Annotated in this window: 16 protein-coding genes; 11 read left to right on the top strand and 5 right to left on the bottom strand. The window is 61.3% G+C overall.

From position 1 onward, the window contains the following. Positions 1-2: 2 nt before the first annotated feature. Positions 3-1826: a phosphogluconate dehydratase gene (edd, locus tag HJB89_RS20725; RefSeq protein WP_221150469.1), complete on the top strand. Its 1824-nt coding sequence runs from the start codon at positions 3-5 to the stop codon at positions 1824-1826. On the opposite strand, the gene HJB89_RS20720 is transcribed toward edd, so the two are convergent. Next, positions 1827-2726: a LysR family transcriptional regulator gene (locus HJB89_RS20720; protein ID WP_221131252.1), complete on the bottom strand. Its 900-nt coding sequence runs from the start codon at positions 2724-2726 to the stop codon at positions 1827-1829. A 130-nt stretch (positions 2727-2856) separates the two neighbouring features. On the opposite strand from HJB89_RS20720, the gene HJB89_RS20715 reads away from it, so the two are divergent. From HJB89_RS20715 to HJB89_RS20700, 4 genes are all read left to right on the top strand, one after another. After that, positions 2857-3237, top strand: coding sequence for a DUF2255 family protein (locus HJB89_RS20715; protein ID WP_221150468.1), 381 nt, complete (start codon positions 2857-2859; stop codon positions 3235-3237). Between the two features lie 132 nt (positions 3238-3369). Continuing rightward, positions 3370-4059 carry a carboxymuconolactone decarboxylase family protein gene (locus HJB89_RS20710; protein ID WP_311044376.1) on the top strand — a complete coding sequence of 230 codons (690 nt, stop codon included), beginning with the start codon at positions 3370-3372 and terminating at the stop codon, positions 4057-4059. 91 nt (positions 4060-4150) lie between these two features. After that, positions 4151-5134, top strand: coding sequence for an aldo/keto reductase (locus tag HJB89_RS20705; protein ID WP_221150466.1), 984 nt, complete (start codon positions 4151-4153; stop codon positions 5132-5134). Between the two features lie 86 nt (positions 5135-5220). After that, positions 5221-5646 (top strand): helix-turn-helix domain-containing protein, encoded by a 426-nt coding sequence (locus HJB89_RS20700; RefSeq protein ID WP_221150465.1) that lies wholly within the window; start codon positions 5221-5223, stop codon positions 5644-5646. A 98-nt stretch (positions 5647-5744) separates the two neighbouring features. On the opposite strand, the gene HJB89_RS20695 is transcribed toward HJB89_RS20700, so the two are convergent. Both HJB89_RS20695 and HJB89_RS20690 read right to left on the bottom strand, forming a co-directional pair. Beyond that, positions 5745-6647 (bottom strand): NADP-dependent oxidoreductase, encoded by a 903-nt coding sequence (locus HJB89_RS20695; RefSeq protein WP_221150464.1) that lies wholly within the window; start codon positions 6645-6647, stop codon positions 5745-5747. Positions 6648-7122: 475 nt separating this feature from the next. Further along, a complete protein-coding gene (locus tag HJB89_RS20690) occupies positions 7123-8028 on the bottom strand; it encodes a LysR family transcriptional regulator (RefSeq protein WP_221150463.1) in 906 nt (301 codons plus the stop codon). Positions 8029-8249: 221 nt separating this feature from the next. On the opposite strand from HJB89_RS20690, the gene HJB89_RS20685 reads away from it, so the two are divergent. From HJB89_RS20685 to HJB89_RS20660, 6 genes are all read left to right on the top strand, one after another. Further along, positions 8250-8819, top strand: coding sequence for a flavodoxin family protein (locus HJB89_RS20685; RefSeq protein WP_221150462.1), 570 nt, complete (start codon positions 8250-8252; stop codon positions 8817-8819). Between the two features lie 35 nt (positions 8820-8854). Further along, positions 8855-9154: a superoxide dismutase gene (locus HJB89_RS20680; RefSeq protein ID WP_221150461.1), complete on the top strand. Its 300-nt coding sequence runs from the start codon at positions 8855-8857 to the stop codon at positions 9152-9154. Between the two features lie 92 nt (positions 9155-9246). Then, positions 9247-10305 (top strand): NAD(P)-dependent alcohol dehydrogenase, encoded by a 1059-nt coding sequence (locus tag HJB89_RS20675; protein ID WP_221150460.1) that lies wholly within the window; start codon positions 9247-9249, stop codon positions 10303-10305. Between the two features lie 2 nt (positions 10306-10307). Beyond that, positions 10308-10997, top strand: coding sequence for a type 1 glutamine amidotransferase domain-containing protein (locus HJB89_RS20670; RefSeq protein ID WP_221150459.1), 690 nt, complete (start codon positions 10308-10310; stop codon positions 10995-10997). 188 nt (positions 10998-11185) lie between these two features. Continuing rightward, positions 11186-11647, top strand: a complete 462-nt coding sequence (locus tag HJB89_RS20665) for a lipocalin-like domain-containing protein (protein WP_221150458.1) — start codon at positions 11186-11188, stop codon at positions 11645-11647. 2 nt (positions 11648-11649) lie between these two features. Next, positions 11650-12660 carry an amidohydrolase family protein gene (locus tag HJB89_RS20660; RefSeq protein WP_221150457.1) on the top strand — a complete coding sequence of 337 codons (1011 nt, stop codon included), beginning with the start codon at positions 11650-11652 and terminating at the stop codon, positions 12658-12660. Positions 12661-12925: 265 nt separating this feature from the next. Here the strand turns inward: HJB89_RS20660 and HJB89_RS20655 are convergent, their stop codons facing one another. Further along, positions 12926-13279: a hypothetical protein gene (locus tag HJB89_RS20655; protein ID WP_207582966.1), complete on the bottom strand. Its 354-nt coding sequence runs from the start codon at positions 13277-13279 to the stop codon at positions 12926-12928. A gap of 176 nt (positions 13280-13455) precedes the next feature. After that, the gene (locus tag HJB89_RS20650) at positions 13456-14544 is read right to left on the bottom strand and encodes an ABC transporter ATP-binding protein (protein ID WP_221150456.1); all 1089 of its coding nucleotides are present in this window, start codon (positions 14542-14544) and stop codon (positions 13456-13458) included. Positions 14545-14553 lie beyond the last annotated feature (9 nt).

The following is a 14553-nucleotide window of genomic DNA, read 5'->3' as shown; positions in this document are numbered from 1 at the left end:
CCATGTCCGCTCATGCACGCATTTCTGCGATCACCGATCGCATCGTCGAACGCTCGAAACCAACCCGCGAACGCTATCTAGAACGGCTGCGCGCCGCCGCGTCCCAGGGTGTGCAGCGCTCGGTGCTCGGCTGCGCCAACCTTGCGCACGGTTTTGCGGTCTGTTCCCCCGCCGATAAGGATGCGCTCGCCGGCGACCGCATCCCCAATCTCGGCATCATCACCGCCTATAACGACATGCTCTCGGCTCACCAGCCGTTCGAGACCTATCCGGCGATCATCCGCGAGGCGGCCGCCCAGGCCGGCGGCGTGGCGCAGGTGGCAGGCGGCGTGCCGGCGATGTGCGACGGCGTCACCCAGGGACAGCCGGGCATGGAGCTTTCGCTGTTCTCGCGCGATCTGATCGCCATGTCGGCGGGCATCGGCCTGTCGCACAACATGTTCGACGCCGCCCTCTTCCTCGGCGTCTGCGACAAGATCGTGCCGGGCCTCGTGATTGCGGCCCTGTCCTTCGGACACCTGCCGTCGATCTTCGTTCCCGCCGGTCCGATGACGACAGGCCTGCCGAACGACGAGAAGTCGCGCGTGCGCCAGCTCTTCGCCGAGGGCAAGGTCGGTCGCGCCGAGCTGCTGGAAGCCGAATCGAAGTCCTATCACGGCCCCGGCACCTGCACCTTCTATGGCACCGCCAATTCCAATCAGATGCTGATGGAGATCATGGGCTTCCACATGCCCGGCTCCTCCTTCATCAATCCGGGCACGCCGCTGCGCGAAGCGCTGACGCGCGAGGCGGCCAAGCGGGCGCTGGCGATCACCGCGCTCGGCAACGAATTCACGCCGGCGGGCGAGATGATCGATGAGCGCTCGGTCGTCAACGGCGTCGTCGGCCTGCATGCCACCGGCGGCTCTACCAATCACACGCTGCACCTCGTCGCCATGGCGCGGGCGGCCGGCATCCAGCTGACCTGGCAGGATATTGCCGAGCTTTCGGAAATCGTCCCGCTGCTGGCCCGCGTCTACCCGAACGGACTTGCTGACGTGAACCATTTCCAGGCGGCCGGCGGCATGGGCTTCCTCATCAAGCAACTCCTGAAGCACGGACTGGTGCATGACGACGTGCGCACCGTCTTCGGCCAGGGTCTCCAAGCCTATACGGTCGACGCCCGGCTCGGTGAAAACGGCGCCGTCCGGCGCGAACCGTCGCCTGAGAAGAGCGTGGATCCCAAGGTTCTCTCCAGCATCGAAACGCCGTTCCAGGCGAATGGCGGGCTGAAGATGCTGCGCGGCAATCTCGGCAAGGCGGTGATCAAGATCTCCGCCGTCAAGCCGGAGCGCCACATCATCGAGGCGCCGGCGATCATCTTCCACAGCCAGCAGGCGCTGCAGGACGCCTTCAAGGAAGGCAAGCTCAACCGCGATTTCATCGCCGTCGTGCGCTTCCAGGGGCCGAAGGCGAACGGCATGCCGGAACTGCACAAGCTGACGCCGCCGCTCGGCGTGCTGCAGGACCGCGGTTTTCGCGTGGCGCTGTTGACCGACGGGCGCATGTCCGGTGCCTCAGGCAAGGTGCCGGCCGCGATCCACGTCACGCCTGAGGCAGTCGACGGCGGCCCGATCGCCCGTATCCGTGACGGCGACATCATCCGCCTGGACGCGATCAAAGGCACGCTCGAGCTGCTCGTCGATGCGGCCGATATGGCCGAGCGCGAACCGGTGACCGTCGATCTCTCCGACAATGAATTCGGCATGGGCCGCGAACTCTTCGCGCCGTTCCGCCGCGCCGTCGGACCTTCGGATCAGGGCGCCAGCGTGCTCTTCCACCACTAGCTAGTTGGCGTCGTGATGCCGCAGCGCCTCCACCAGCAAGATAAATGCTGGAGAGGGGTGTCGGCGAGACGGGTAATACAAATGATAGCCGGGGAACGGTGGTGACCAATCATCCAGGACCTGAACGAGGCGTTTGTCATCCAGATACCGACGCACAACGTCCTCGTGAATATAGGCAAGACCAAATCCATCCAGCGCAGCCTTGATCAGCTGCGGCACGGTATTGAAAGCCACCTGTCCACCGACCCTGACCCGCATTTCTTGCCCCTCACGCCCGAATTCCCAGGCATAGAAGCCGCCATAACTTGGCAGGCGAAGGTTGATGCAGCGGTGGAGGGACAGTTCGTGTGGCGTCTTGGGATGGGATCGATCATGAAAGCAGGATGGCGCGCCGACGACGATCATCCTCGCCAGCGGCCCGATCCGGATCGCAATCATATCTTTTTCAACCTGGTCCCCCAGTCGCACGCCAGCATCGAAACGTTCCGAGACGATATCGGTCAAGGCCGACTCGGCATTCAACTCAACTTTGATGTCGGGATAATCGGCAAGGAACCTGGATAGCTTTGGCCAAAGGATGGTGTCGATTGCATGCTGGCCGGCAGTGATCCGGAAACTTCCGGCCGGCGTGTCACGGAACTCAGTGAGGGCTGAGAGCTGGGCTTCGATATTGCCGAATGCGGGTGCAAGGGTAGAAAGCAGCCCTTCCCCCGCCGCAGTCGGCGCCAGGCTGCGCGTGGTTCGGGTCAGCAAACGGATCCCCAACCGCTCCTCCAGACGCTTGATGATCAGGCTGAGTGATGATTGCGACGTTCCAAGACGCGCGGCCGCCTTGGTAAAGCTCTTCTCCTCGGCCACGACCAGAAAGGCCATCAGGTCGCCTAGTTCTTCGCGTCGCATTTATTGATCTCCGATATAAGTTCAATATTATTTTAGCGTCTAATCGAAGGAAATGGCACGCACTATATTGTTTTTAGATGCGGCATGAACGCAGCCGCTTATTCGAGGGCTTATATTCAAGGGCGAACGAATGGCCTGGTTAGAATTCGAGCTTGCACAGATCGCTGAGAGCGACGACCTGCACATCTCTCCCTTGCGCGACGACGGGACGACCTGTGGCACTCCGACCTGGATTTGGTCTGTCACTGTGGATCGACAGCTCTACGTCCGCGCCTATCATGGCCAACGGTCACGATGGTATCAGGCAGCGGTCAAGCAGAAGACCGGACGGATCATTGCCGCCGGAAAAACCAGAAACGTCGTATTCGAGTCCGTCGAGGGTGCGATCAACGCGGCGATCGATGATGCGTATCGGAGCAAATACGCGACGAGTTCGTACCTCGGCTCGATGATTGGCGAACGTGCCAGATCAGCCACTATTCGGATCATCCCATTCGAACACCAGGTCTGATCCCGCCCGACATTGCCTCGACAGAGACGGCCGTGAATCGGCGAAAGCGAGAAGCTTTAGGCCTGGCCTTGGATCCATCTTATAACATCGATTGGAATAACAATGTCACCCTCGACGACCCTTCGCACCGCATTGACCAACGACGACGTCCGCACCGTTTCACCAGCGTTGGCAAACTATACCCGAAACGCCATCGTCGGCGACCTCTGGAAACGCCCGGGCCTATCTTCAAGAGACCGGAGCATCGTAACGGTCTCGGCTTTAATCGCCCGCGCCCAGACGATTGGTATGACGCACTACTTCAACCTGGCTCTGGAGAACGGCGTCACACCGACCGAGCTCTCGGAGATCATGACGCATCTCGCCTTCTACAGTGGCTGGCCGAACGCATTCTTTGCGGTGGAAATCATGAAGGACATCTTCGCCGAGCGCGGCGTAGGAGAAGGGCAACTGCCGCAGGAGCCTGTCACCCTCCTTCCGCTTGACCAAGCGTCGGAAGCCAGGCGCGCCGAGGCCGTCCAAGCCAATTTCGGCGACGTCTCGCAAGGTGTCGTAGATTTCACCGAACAACTTTTATTCACGGATCTCTGGCTTCGACCTGGACTCGCGCCGCGCGACCGCAGCCTCGTCACAGTATGCGCGCTGGTGGCATCCGGTCAGGTGGCGCAAATCACCTACCATCTCAATCGCGCGATGGATAACGGGCTGACCAGGGCGCAGGCATCGGAAACCTTGACGCATCTTGCCTTTTATACCGGCTGGCCCTGCGTTTTCTCGGCGATGCCCGTCGTCAAAGACGTGTTTGCAAGTCGGGACAAGTAGACCGAGAGGCGGCCCAGCATGAAGTCCCACCGCGGACCGACGTGCATCCGCACTCCATTGAACTTGAATCATGCAGCTGGAGGATATTTTTATGCAGAAACGTAAGCTAGGCCAAGGGCTGGAAGTCTCGGCGCTGTCGCTCGGCGCAATGGGATACGGCAAAGCCCGTGAACTGCCGGACAGGGCGGAAATGATCGCTCTGATCAGGGCCGCCGTCGAACGCGGCATGGACTTCTTCGACACGGCGGAAGTCTATGGCCCATTCACCAACGAGGAGATGGTCGGCGAGGCGCTCCAGCCCGTTCGCGGCAAAGTCAAGATCGCGACCAAGTTCGGCTGGGATGTCGATCCCGATACCGGTGCTCATCACGGTGGTGTCAATAGCAAGCCCGACCATATTCGCCGGGCTGTGGAAGGCAGCCTCAAGCGCCTGCGCACTGACCACATCGATCTTCTCTACCAGCACCGCGTCGACCCGGAAGTGCCGATGGAGGACGTGGCAGGCGTGGTGAAGGATTTGATCGGCGAGGGCAAGGTCGGCTGGTTCGGCCTGTCGGAAGCCGGGCCGTCGTCGATCCGTCGTGCCCATGCGGTCCAGCCGGTGGCGGCGCTGCAAAGTGAATATTCGCTCTGGACACGCGAGCCAGAGGCGGAAATCCTGCCGACTCTCGAAGAGCTCGGCATCGGCCTCGTGCCCTTCAGTCCGCTCGGCAAGGGCTTCCTTACCGGCAAGATCGCCGCGGACACCACGCTGGACACATCGGACATGCGCAACTCTATTCCGCGATTCTCGCCGGAGGCCCGCAAAGCCAATCAGCGGCTCGTCGATCTCATCAAGGCCATCGGCGACAGGCACGGCGCAACTCCGGCGCAGGTGGCGCTGGCCTGGCTGCTTGCACAGAAGCCCTGGATCGTCCCGCTGTTCGGCACTCGAAAGCTGGAGCGCTTCGAGGAAAATGTCGGCGCACTCGAGGTGCAACTGACGGCCGATGACCTCGGCGAGATCCGGTCCGCAGACATTCATATCGAAGGGGCACGCTATCCCGAGGAACATCTCAGCCGGGTCGGCCTCTGATCTACGTGCCACGCATGTCGGTTTCTGTTATAGGCTTTGCGGGTTTGCTACATGTATCGCAAACAGGCAGACGAAGAGAAAGTGACATGGAACACGCTGACACGGCGCTTACTCCGCATCATCTGCAACTCGCGCGGATGTTTGCGGAGCGCTCTGGAACGACCCGCGAGCCATCCACCTGTGCGGTCAGGGAAATTCTTGATCGCGTGGGAGACAAATGGACGATGCTGGTCCTGATCGCTCTGGCCGAACGTCCCCGCCGGTTCAGCGACGTGAACCGCGCAGTTCCCGATATCTCGAAGCGGATGTTGTCGCAGACCCTGCGGGCGCTGGAGCGGGATGGGCTGGTTCTGCGCACAGTCTTCCCAACCAATCCGCCGAGCGTTGAATATGAACTCACGGAGCTCGGCCGCACCATCTTCGAGCCGCTCACGATGCTCGTGCGCTGGGTGGAGCGAAGCCAGGGTGCCATCGGCACGGCGCGAGATCGATACGACACTTCGCCCGAATAGCGATTGTGTGGCAAGAGCGTCAATTGCCAGCATGAACGCAGGATAGTCGTGCCAGCCAAAGATCGTAAAGCGAGGCGCGGAGCGCCTCGCGACTACAGTCAAGCGACCGTGATGATAAGACGTCCCGTGACGTGGCCCCGGGCGCTTAGTTCATGCGCGGCGCCGACCTGGTCGAGCGGAAATGTCCGTTCAACCGGCAAATGGAAGGATCCCGCCTCAAACAGTGCGACGGCACGTTCCAGGACAGGCACCGCGTCCCTTGGATCGAACGAGTTCCTCACCCCATGTTCCGCAGCCGTGAAGTCGGCGATCGATATGACCTTGGAAGGGTCACCGGTGATCGCCACCAGATCCGGGATGGCACCGGAGGCCGCGATGTCGAGCGCACCCTGCACGCCATCAGGTGCAAGCGCCGCCACCCGCTCGCGCAGGCCGGGACCATAGGTCGTCGGCACGGCGCCCAACGACTGCAGATATGCATGCTTCGGCTCGCTCGCCGAGCCGATCGTACGGATGCCGGCGCTGGCGGCCAACTGGATCGCCGCAGATCCTACCCCGCCCGCGCCGCCGCTGACCAGCAGCGTCTCGCCGGGCTTCACGCCGACCTCGTCGATGATCCGAGACGCCGTCTCGACCGCAATCGGGAACCCCGCCGCTTCCTCGAACGAGAGGCCATCCGGCTTGTGCGTCCATTGGTGCAGGATCGCGAACTCGGCCATCGTGTCATGGCCCTTGCCGAACACGGCATCGCCGACCGACACGCCGGTCACGCCTTCACCGATGGCATCGACCACGCCTGACGCTTCCAAACCAGTCCCGGCCGGCAGCGTGAGCGGCATGTGCTCGCGCATATAGCCTGCCCGGAGCTTCCAATCGATCGGATTGACGCCGGCCGCCTTGACCGCGATGCGCACTTGCCCCGCCTGCGGTTCGGGAATTTCGACCTCATCGACCGTCAAGACGTCCGGACCACCATACTCATGAAAACGTACAGCCCTCATCCGAGTGCTCCTTGTCATATTTTGTTAAAAGGGTTGGGAGGAAGATATCGACAGCCAAAGGGATCGGCACGATGACCGACCGTCTTGTCCATTTTGGCGAGGCACCCCGTCGGCAGATATGAGCTGCGCCGGCATATCGTCGTTGTCGCGGTCGCTCGCCAGCCGGTTCATTCGGGCCATGAAAACCTCACGTTGCTTGTCGGCGCCATGACCATTCCTCTTCGGCTGGCTGCCGTTCGCAGTAGTTAGACGAGACCACGGAAGCTGTGAAGGAGGCAGTATTTCCCAACCAGGTGACCGCGCAGTAACCGCTCCGCGCTGCGTGGGCACGGAACCGGGCGTCAAAACAGCGTCGTCGTTCGAGCTCCGGAGAGGCCGTTGCGGCGACAGCCGCGTCATGATTGAGGAGAGGGCGTCAGGGCGATCTGCCACGAACGACAGCGAAGCAAAAGCCAATGCGATCGAGGCCCACGTATCAGGGATCGAAACGCTTCGGCAATTCCGCGGCGAGTGCGTCTATCGCCAGCCGCGACCGCAGCGGCAGATACTGGGTGCTCGGCCACACCGCATAGCACTCGATCGTAGCGCTTGGGCGGTCTCCCCACAGTTCGACAAGATCCCCTGCGCGCATGCGGTCCCGGACCAGCCAATGGGGAAGCCAGGCAAGTCCCATGCCGTCGATCGCGGCATCGGCGATGACTTCGAGGTCGTCGAAGCGCAGCCTTGACGTGACGGAGATATCGATGAGCGCGCCGGTCGCGTCAGGCAGCTGCCATGCGAGGCCATGATCGCCCCGCCAGTAAACAAGCAGGTCTTGCTCCGAGAGGTCGGCGATGGAGCGAGGTTCCCCGCGTGCGGCAAGATAGGCAGGCGAGGCGCACAGCACCTTGCGCTGGCTGACCAGCCGCCTGGCGTGCAGCGAGGTCCCGTTGCCAAGGGCGCCGTTGCGGACGGCAAGATCGAAGCCGTCGGCGATCAGATCGATCTGGCGGTCGTTGAAGCTGAGTTCAAGTTCAAGCTTCGGGTGCTGGCGAGCATAGCCGCGTAAAATCGGCGCCGCGCAGTAGCGGCCGAACAGAACCGGAAGCGAGACGCGCAGTCTGCCGGCGACCTCGCGCCGGCCAGATTCCAGGAGAGACTCACCGGCGCGCAGTTCGTCGATGGCACGAATGCAACGCTCGTAATATTGCTGGCCATCCTCCGTCAGGCTTTGCGTGCGGGTCGTCCTGTGAAACAGCCGGACGCAAAGGCGCTCCTCCAGACGCGCAATCGCCTTGCCGACCGCGGAGCGCGTCAGCTTCAGCCGATCGGCCGCTTTTGCAAAGCCGCCCGCTTCGACCGCCTCAACGAAGATCTGCACGCCATCGAATCTGTCACGCATGCCGGGCAGGGCCTCCAGGATAGCAAATCCATTGATTGTAGAATCACAGGAACCAAAGAAGAGAAAAATGATTTCTAATGGTCTCACGCATTCTACGATACAACCGCCGCGAAGCAAACGATATTTTCGAGACGGTCCCGATCCAAGCGGTCATCGCTGACTTTGGATCAGCATCATCCTCCCGTCGTGCGCGAATCTCGGTCAAATGGAAGGGCGTGAGAATGCTGATATCGATCGTATATGACAGCGGTTATGGCCATACCGCGCGTGTAGCGGAAGCCGTCGCCGAAGGCGTTCGGGAAGTCCAGGGGGCTGAAGTGAACATCGTCGCCGTCGCCGAAGGTCCGGTAGATTGGACGGCGCTGGAAAAGAGCGACGCGATCATCTTCGGGTCGCCGACCTACAGCGGCATGATCAGCGCAAGGTTCAAGCAGTTCTGCGAGGATTCTACGAAAACGGCGTGGTTTGAACAGAAGTGGCGCAACAAGATCGCTGCCGGCTTCACCAATTCGGGCGCGCAGCACGGTGACAAGCTCAACTCACTCGTCTCAATGGCGCTGTTTGCGGCCCAGCACGGGATGATCTGGGTTGGTCTCGACATTATGCCCGGTAACGCCAGCAGCACCGGCAGCGTGGACGATCTCAACCGTCATGGAAGCTGGCTCGGCGTCATGACCCAGTCGAACAACGATCAGGCAGCCGAGGTCACGCCTATCCAGAGTGACCTCAAGACGGCCACTTACCTGGGCCGTCGCGTGGCGGAGACCACAGGCCGGTTTCAGCTCGCATAAACTCAGCCCTACAATCCCCACCAAGGAGTATGATCATGAAACTGCTTTGCCTCGACGTCCCGCAGCCCGGCGCCACAATGGAACAGTACCAGCCGCATATGCAGGATGAAGCCCGCCATGCCTGGCAGATGTACAAGGGCGGCGTCATCCGCGACATCTATTTCCGACAGGACCGTCCCGGCGTCGCCATCATCGCCGAGGCCGAGTCCATCGAGGCTGCCAAGGCGGCGCTCGCCGAATTTCCCCTCGCCAAGGCCGGGCTCATTGACTGGGACGTCATTCCGCTCGGTCCCTTCCTGAATTGGGAAACGCTGTTCGCCCCTGGAAACGCCTGAGGCTGCCAAACCGGCTCCCGGCTGCGCTGAGAGGCGCGGTCGGGTCCAGCAAGCCAAACCAAAGGCCAGGCGCGAGAATAAGGGTACCAACCATGACAGTAATGGGCTTCGCTGCTCGATCGGCCACCGGCCCGCTCGAACAGTTCGCGTTCGAACGGCGCGCACCGCGTCCTGATGACGTCGTCATCGACATCCTCTTCTGCGGCGTCTGCCATACGGACCTGCATCTTGCCCGCAACCATGGCGGCTTCACGACCTATCCGATCGTCCCTGGTCACGAAATCATCGGCCGCGTGCGCGAGGTCGGCACTGGCGTTTCCCGCTTCAAGGCCGGCGACATGGTCGGCGTCGGCTGCATGGTCGACTCCTGCCAGCACTGCAAGCCTTGCCTGAAGGGCTGGGAACAGGATTGCGTCGAGGGCTCGACATACACCTATAACAGCGCCGACCGGCAGGACGGCAGCGTCACCTATGGCGGCTATTCGGATTCCGTCGTCGTGCGCGACAAGTTCGTGCTATCGATGCCCGACGGGCTCGATCCGGCCGGTGCCGCGCCGCTCTTGTGCGCGGGCATCACCACCTGGTCGCCGCTGCACCGCTGGAATGTCGGCAAGGGCAGCAAGGTCGCCGTGATCGGCCTCGGCGGCCTCGGCCACATGGCGCTGAAGCTCGCCAAGGCGCTGGGCGCCGACGTCACGCTGTTCACGCGCTCGGCCGGCAAGGAGGAGGATGCTTTCCGCCTCGGCGCCGATCATGTCGTGCTCTCGGGTGATCCGGAGCAGATGAAGGCAGTCGCCGGGCGCTTCGACGTCATCGTCGACACCGTCCCCTACGATCACGACGTCAACCCCTATATGCCGACGCTGGCGCTGGAGGGCGTTCTGGTGCTCATCGGCTACATGGGCCCGCTCGGCACGCCGGTGAATGCCGGCGGGGTCGTGCGGGGTCGCCGGGCGATCTCCGGATCGTTCATCGGCGGCGTGCCCGAAACCCAGCAGATGCTCGATTTCTGCGGGGCCAACGGCATCGTTTCCGATGTCGAAATCATTCCCATCCAACAGATCAACGAAGCCTATGAGCGCATGTTGAAGAGCGACGTGAAGTATCGCTTCGTCATCGACATGGCCTCGCTCAAGCCCCAAGGAGCATGAACATGGCAGACAACATCAAGCCCATCCTTTGCGTGGTCACCAGTCACCCGATCCGCGGCGACAGCGGCGAGCCGACCGGTTTCGCGATGGTCGAACTCACCCATCCGCTCGAGGTCTTCAAGGCGGCCGGCATTCCAGTCGAGATCGCCTCGATCCGCGGCGGCCATCCGCCGATCGACTTCTTCGACCTTTCCGATCCGGTCAACGACAAATTCTGGAAGGACAAGGAATTCCGCGCCGAACTCGCCCAATCCAAGATCCTTGCGGATCTCGATTTCTCTCGCTATTCGGCGGTCTTCTTCGCCGGCGGCCACGGTACGATGTGGGATTTCGCTGACAGCGAGGCCGTGCAGACGGTCATTCGTGAGATCTGGGAAGCAGGTGGTATCGTCTCGGCTGTTTGCCATGGCCCGGCAGCGCTTGTGAACGCGACGCTGTCCGACGGCAGCTATCTCGTCGCCGGCAAGAAGCTTGCCGCCTTCACCGACGAGGAGGAAGCCGAGGTCAAGTACACGAAGGTGGTGCCTTATCTGCTCGCCACCACGCTCAAGGAGCGGGGTGCGTTGCACCAACCCGCGCCGAACTGGTCGGAAAACGTCGTGGTCGATGGACGGCTCGTCACCGGCCAGAACCCGGCCTCCGCGCATGGCGTCGGCAAAGCCATTCTTGCGCAGCTCACGCAGAAAGCCTGACAACAACCGCAGTACGCTGGCAGCACGCAACACGGTTCGGCGTACAGCAGCAAAACACAGAAGGGCGCCCCGCGAAAGCAGAGCGCCCCGTCGTCAAGCCGGCAACAACGCTCAGGGAACCGGTTTTTCTCTGATGCTCGGTGCGCTAAGCCCGGTACGGTAGCGTCCAAAATCCCGGAGAACTGTCGATGGAAACAATTGCTGGTACAAGCAGCTCTCAACAAGCCGGTATTGATTCTGAGATTATGGCACGGCTCGCCGGGCCGTGGCACCTCGTGACGATTGAGCAGCCCGATGCCAACGGGGTGATGGGGGCGCTGAAAGTGGCCGGTCTCCTCGTCCTTACGCCCGACGGGCATATGACGATCCAGGTCCGCAACATGGAGTCGTTCGACGTCGATAACCCCTATAGCAGCGGTGGTTACGAGGCGAGCTATGGAACAATCACACTCGATTCCGCCAACAGCACCTTCATCTATCATGTCGAAGGTGCATTGGTTCAGGATCTAATGGGCCAGGATTTGCCGCGGTCCTATCGCCTTGCAGACGATCGGCTCATCCTCACGTCCACACGTGCTGATGAAGAATGGCGAGTCGTCTGGCGCCGCAGCGGCAATGACGGCCTGAAGCCGCAAGCTCAAGGATTTTAAAGATGAAGATCATCGCGATCGAAGAGCATGTCCTTCCCAATGACGTGCGGCACGCGTGGAACACTGTATCTGGCGCCGATGATGGAACGCTCGGGCTCAATCCCGGTGTGATCGGCGAACGGCTCGCGGATCTTGGAGAACAACGGCTGGCCCTGATGGACGAGACGGGCGTCGATGTTCAGGTTCTCTCCTTGACGACACCGGGCCTCAACAACCTTGGTCACCGCGGCATCGATCTCGCTCGTCGTGCCAACGATTTGCTGGCTGAAGCAGTTGGTGCCAACTCGTCTCGTTTTCAAGCTATGGCGGCGCTGCCATCCGCGGAGGCCTACGCGGCGGCGCGGGAGTTGCGGCGATCCGTCGAGGAACTCGGCTGCAAGGGGGCCGTTCTTTTTGGGCGGGTCGGCGATAAAAATCTGGATCATTCGATTTTCGAACCGACATTCGCTTGTGCGGCCGAGCTCAATGTGCCGCTCCTGATCCATCCGCAAATTCCGCAGACGAACGTGCGCGGCTCCTATTACGCGGGCTTCGGCGCCCCCATCGATCTCGCCTTGTCCACATTCGCCCTCGGATGGCATTTCGAGGCGGGTATCCAGTTCGTGCGTCTGATCTTGGGAGGCGTCTTCGACCGCTATCCGAACCTTCAGGTGATCCTTGGCCACTGGGGCGAACTGGTGCTTTTTTACCTTGAGCGGTTGGCCATGCTTGATCGGGTGTCCGGGCTGCAGCGGCCATTCATCGAGTATGTCCAGGGCAATCTTTATGTGACGGCAAGTGGTATGTTCAACCCGGCCTATCTGCAGCAGGCGGTCAAAGCCGTCGGGATTGACCGAATCCTATTCTCGACAGACTACCCCTATCAATACCGCCCCGGCGGCGATGCACGGCGTTTCATAGACGCTCTTGAGCTCGACGATGTCAGCAAATCGAAATTCGCTTACCGGAACTGGGAGCGCTTGACCGGAGGTGGCAGCGGGGATCTTGGTACCGCCGCATTCAGGAGCCCTTGAGGAGCGGCAAACGCTCGCACTTTTTGCTTATCGACGCCACTGCTGGGACTGGGAGCCAGGCGTTTGAGAATGACGCAGTTTGGTCAGCGCATCGGCCCGAAAATCGGAATCGGTCTTAGGAAATCACGGTGCGAGAATTGAAAGTGCTAAAGCGTCCTACGTGCCCGACAGGACGCACGGCACTCCAGGCTTAATCGCCGGAGACAAAGAAAAACCCGCAGCGCGCGAAGCACCCCGCGGGTTTTCGATATCAGGCCTTATACCGTCAGGCGCGGATGTCGAGCACGTAGTCGCGGTGCGCGGGATGGGTGCTGTAGACGAAGATCTTGTTCAGCTCCTTTTGCGTCAGCAGGCGCAGGAAGCGGACTTCGACCGTATTGTTGGCGTTGACCTTCATCAGCAGGCAGCCGACCTTGGTGATGCGGGCATCCGGAATGTCCAGATAGAACTGCTTCGGCAGGTTGAACTGAGTGAGGATCGCGAGCGTCGCGCTGCTCATCGAAATCCGGACGATATCGCAGCGGCGCGAAGCCGCGTGCATGACGCCCTTTTCCGTATATTCGATGCGCGCGGCATTCATGGTGTCCTCCATCTTGAACCGCTGCTCGCGGTCATACATGAAGGATTCTTCCTTGCTCAGGAAATGAGATTTTGGCTGTGACGGATTGGAAGCGGCCACTTGCTTATCCCCCTCATAAATTAACGAGGAAAAGGTAGCAGCCGATCTTTAACAGAAAGTGAGAATTCGACCCGCCGCACACAATTCTTGGGACTATCACCCCAAAAATGGCCGTCTCATTTCCGGTACGTATGGCCGGTCGCGTCAAACAGGTGCAGCTTCTGCCGGTCGGCGGCAAACCGCATCCTCTGGCCCTTCTTCACATCATAGATACCAGGCAGCTTGACGACGATCGGTTCGCCCGGGACCAGGCCTTCGATATAGAGCAGCGTGACTTCGCCAAGCGCCTCGACGATCGACACCTCGCCCTCGAAAAGATAGTCGGCGCCGTCGGCGACCCTCAGATCCTCCGGACGAACGCCGAAGCTTGCCTGCTTGCCCTTTTCGGATGCGTCGGTCGCAACATCGAGGGTAACCGACATGCCGCCGGTCAGCGTCACGGTCGTCTGGATTCCGGTTCCGGCGACCGTCGCCGGGATGATGTTCATCGCCGGCGAGCCGATGAATTTGGCGACGAAGAGGTTGGCCGGGCGCTCATAGAGATCCAGCGGCGCGCCGACCTGCTCGATATTGCCGGCGGAGAGAACGACGATGCGGTCGGCGAGCGTCATCGCCTCGACCTGGTCGTGGGTCACATAGATCATCGTCGTATCGGCCATCTGTTCGTTCAGGCGGGCGATCTCGATGCGGGTTGCGACGCGCAACGCGGCATCGAGGTTGGACAGCGGCTCGTCGAACAAGAAGACCTTCGGATCGCGGCAGATGGCGCGGCCGATCGCCACGCGCTGGCGCTGGCCGCCGGAAAGCGCCTTCGGCAGGCGGTCGAGATATTTGGTCAGTTGCAGGCTCTCGGCCGCCGCCCGGACGCGGCGTTCGATCTCCTGCTTGCTTTCGCCGGCGATCTTCATGCCGAACGCCATATTGTCGAAGACGGTCATGTGCGGGTAGAGCGCATAGGACTGGAAGACCATGGCGATGCCGCGCTTGGAAGGCGGCACGTCATTGACGAGATGGCCGTCAATATACATCTCGCCGCCGGTGATCGCCTCGAGACCGGCGATCATGCGCAGAAGCGTGGACTTGCCGCAGCCGGACGGGCCGACGAAGACGATGAATTCGCCCTGCTTGATATCGAGGTCGATCCCGTGGAGAACGTCCACGGAACCGTAGGATTTGCGGATATCCTTCAGCGTCAGTCCAGTCATGTCTCTCTC

The organism is Rhizobium sp. NZLR8 (genome assembly GCF_019685025.1).
Taxonomy (GTDB): domain Bacteria; phylum Pseudomonadota; class Alphaproteobacteria; order Rhizobiales; family Rhizobiaceae; genus Rhizobium.
The sequence above is the reverse complement of the archived record's forward strand: the minus strand, read 5'-3'. Positions and strand labels throughout refer to the sequence as shown.

Bases quoted from the DNA above. Each gene is read 5' to 3' on its own strand.
- HJB89_RS20670 (WP_221150459.1), top strand. From the start codon at position 10,308: ATGGCAGACAACATCAAGCCCATCCTTTGCGTGGTCACCAGTCACCCG.
- HJB89_RS20685 (WP_221150462.1), top strand. From the start codon at position 8,250: ATGCTGATATCGATCGTATATGACAGCGGTTATGGCCATACCGCGCGT.
- HJB89_RS20650 (WP_221150456.1), bottom strand. From the start codon at position 14,544: ATGACTGGACTGACGCTGAAGGATATCCGCAAATCCTACGGTTCCGTG.
- HJB89_RS20690 (WP_221150463.1), bottom strand. From the start codon at position 8,028: ATGCGTGACAGATTCGATGGCGTGCAGATCTTCGTTGAGGCGGTCGAA.
- HJB89_RS20715 (WP_221150468.1), top strand. From the start codon at position 2,857: ATGGCCTGGTTAGAATTCGAGCTTGCACAGATCGCTGAGAGCGACGAC.
- HJB89_RS20660 (WP_221150457.1), top strand. From the start codon at position 11,650: ATGAAGATCATCGCGATCGAAGAGCATGTCCTTCCCAATGACGTGCGG.
- HJB89_RS20665 (WP_221150458.1), top strand. From the start codon at position 11,186: ATGGAAACAATTGCTGGTACAAGCAGCTCTCAACAAGCCGGTATTGAT.
- HJB89_RS20675 (WP_221150460.1), top strand. From the start codon at position 9,247: ATGACAGTAATGGGCTTCGCTGCTCGATCGGCCACCGGCCCGCTCGAA.
- HJB89_RS20695 (WP_221150464.1), bottom strand. From the start codon at position 6,647: ATGAGGGCTGTACGTTTTCATGAGTATGGTGGTCCGGACGTCTTGACG.
- HJB89_RS20700 (WP_221150465.1), top strand. From the start codon at position 5,221: ATGGAACACGCTGACACGGCGCTTACTCCGCATCATCTGCAACTCGCG.
- HJB89_RS20705 (WP_221150466.1), top strand. From the start codon at position 4,151: ATGCAGAAACGTAAGCTAGGCCAAGGGCTGGAAGTCTCGGCGCTGTCG.
- HJB89_RS20655 (WP_207582966.1), bottom strand. From the start codon at position 13,279: ATGTATGACCGCGAGCAGCGGTTCAAGATGGAGGACACCATGAATGCC.
- HJB89_RS20720 (WP_221131252.1), bottom strand. From the start codon at position 2,726: ATGCGACGCGAAGAACTAGGCGACCTGATGGCCTTTCTGGTCGTGGCC.
- HJB89_RS20680 (WP_221150461.1), top strand. From the start codon at position 8,855: ATGAAACTGCTTTGCCTCGACGTCCCGCAGCCCGGCGCCACAATGGAA.
- edd (WP_221150469.1), top strand. From the start codon at position 3: ATGTCCGCTCATGCACGCATTTCTGCGATCACCGATCGCATCGTCGAA.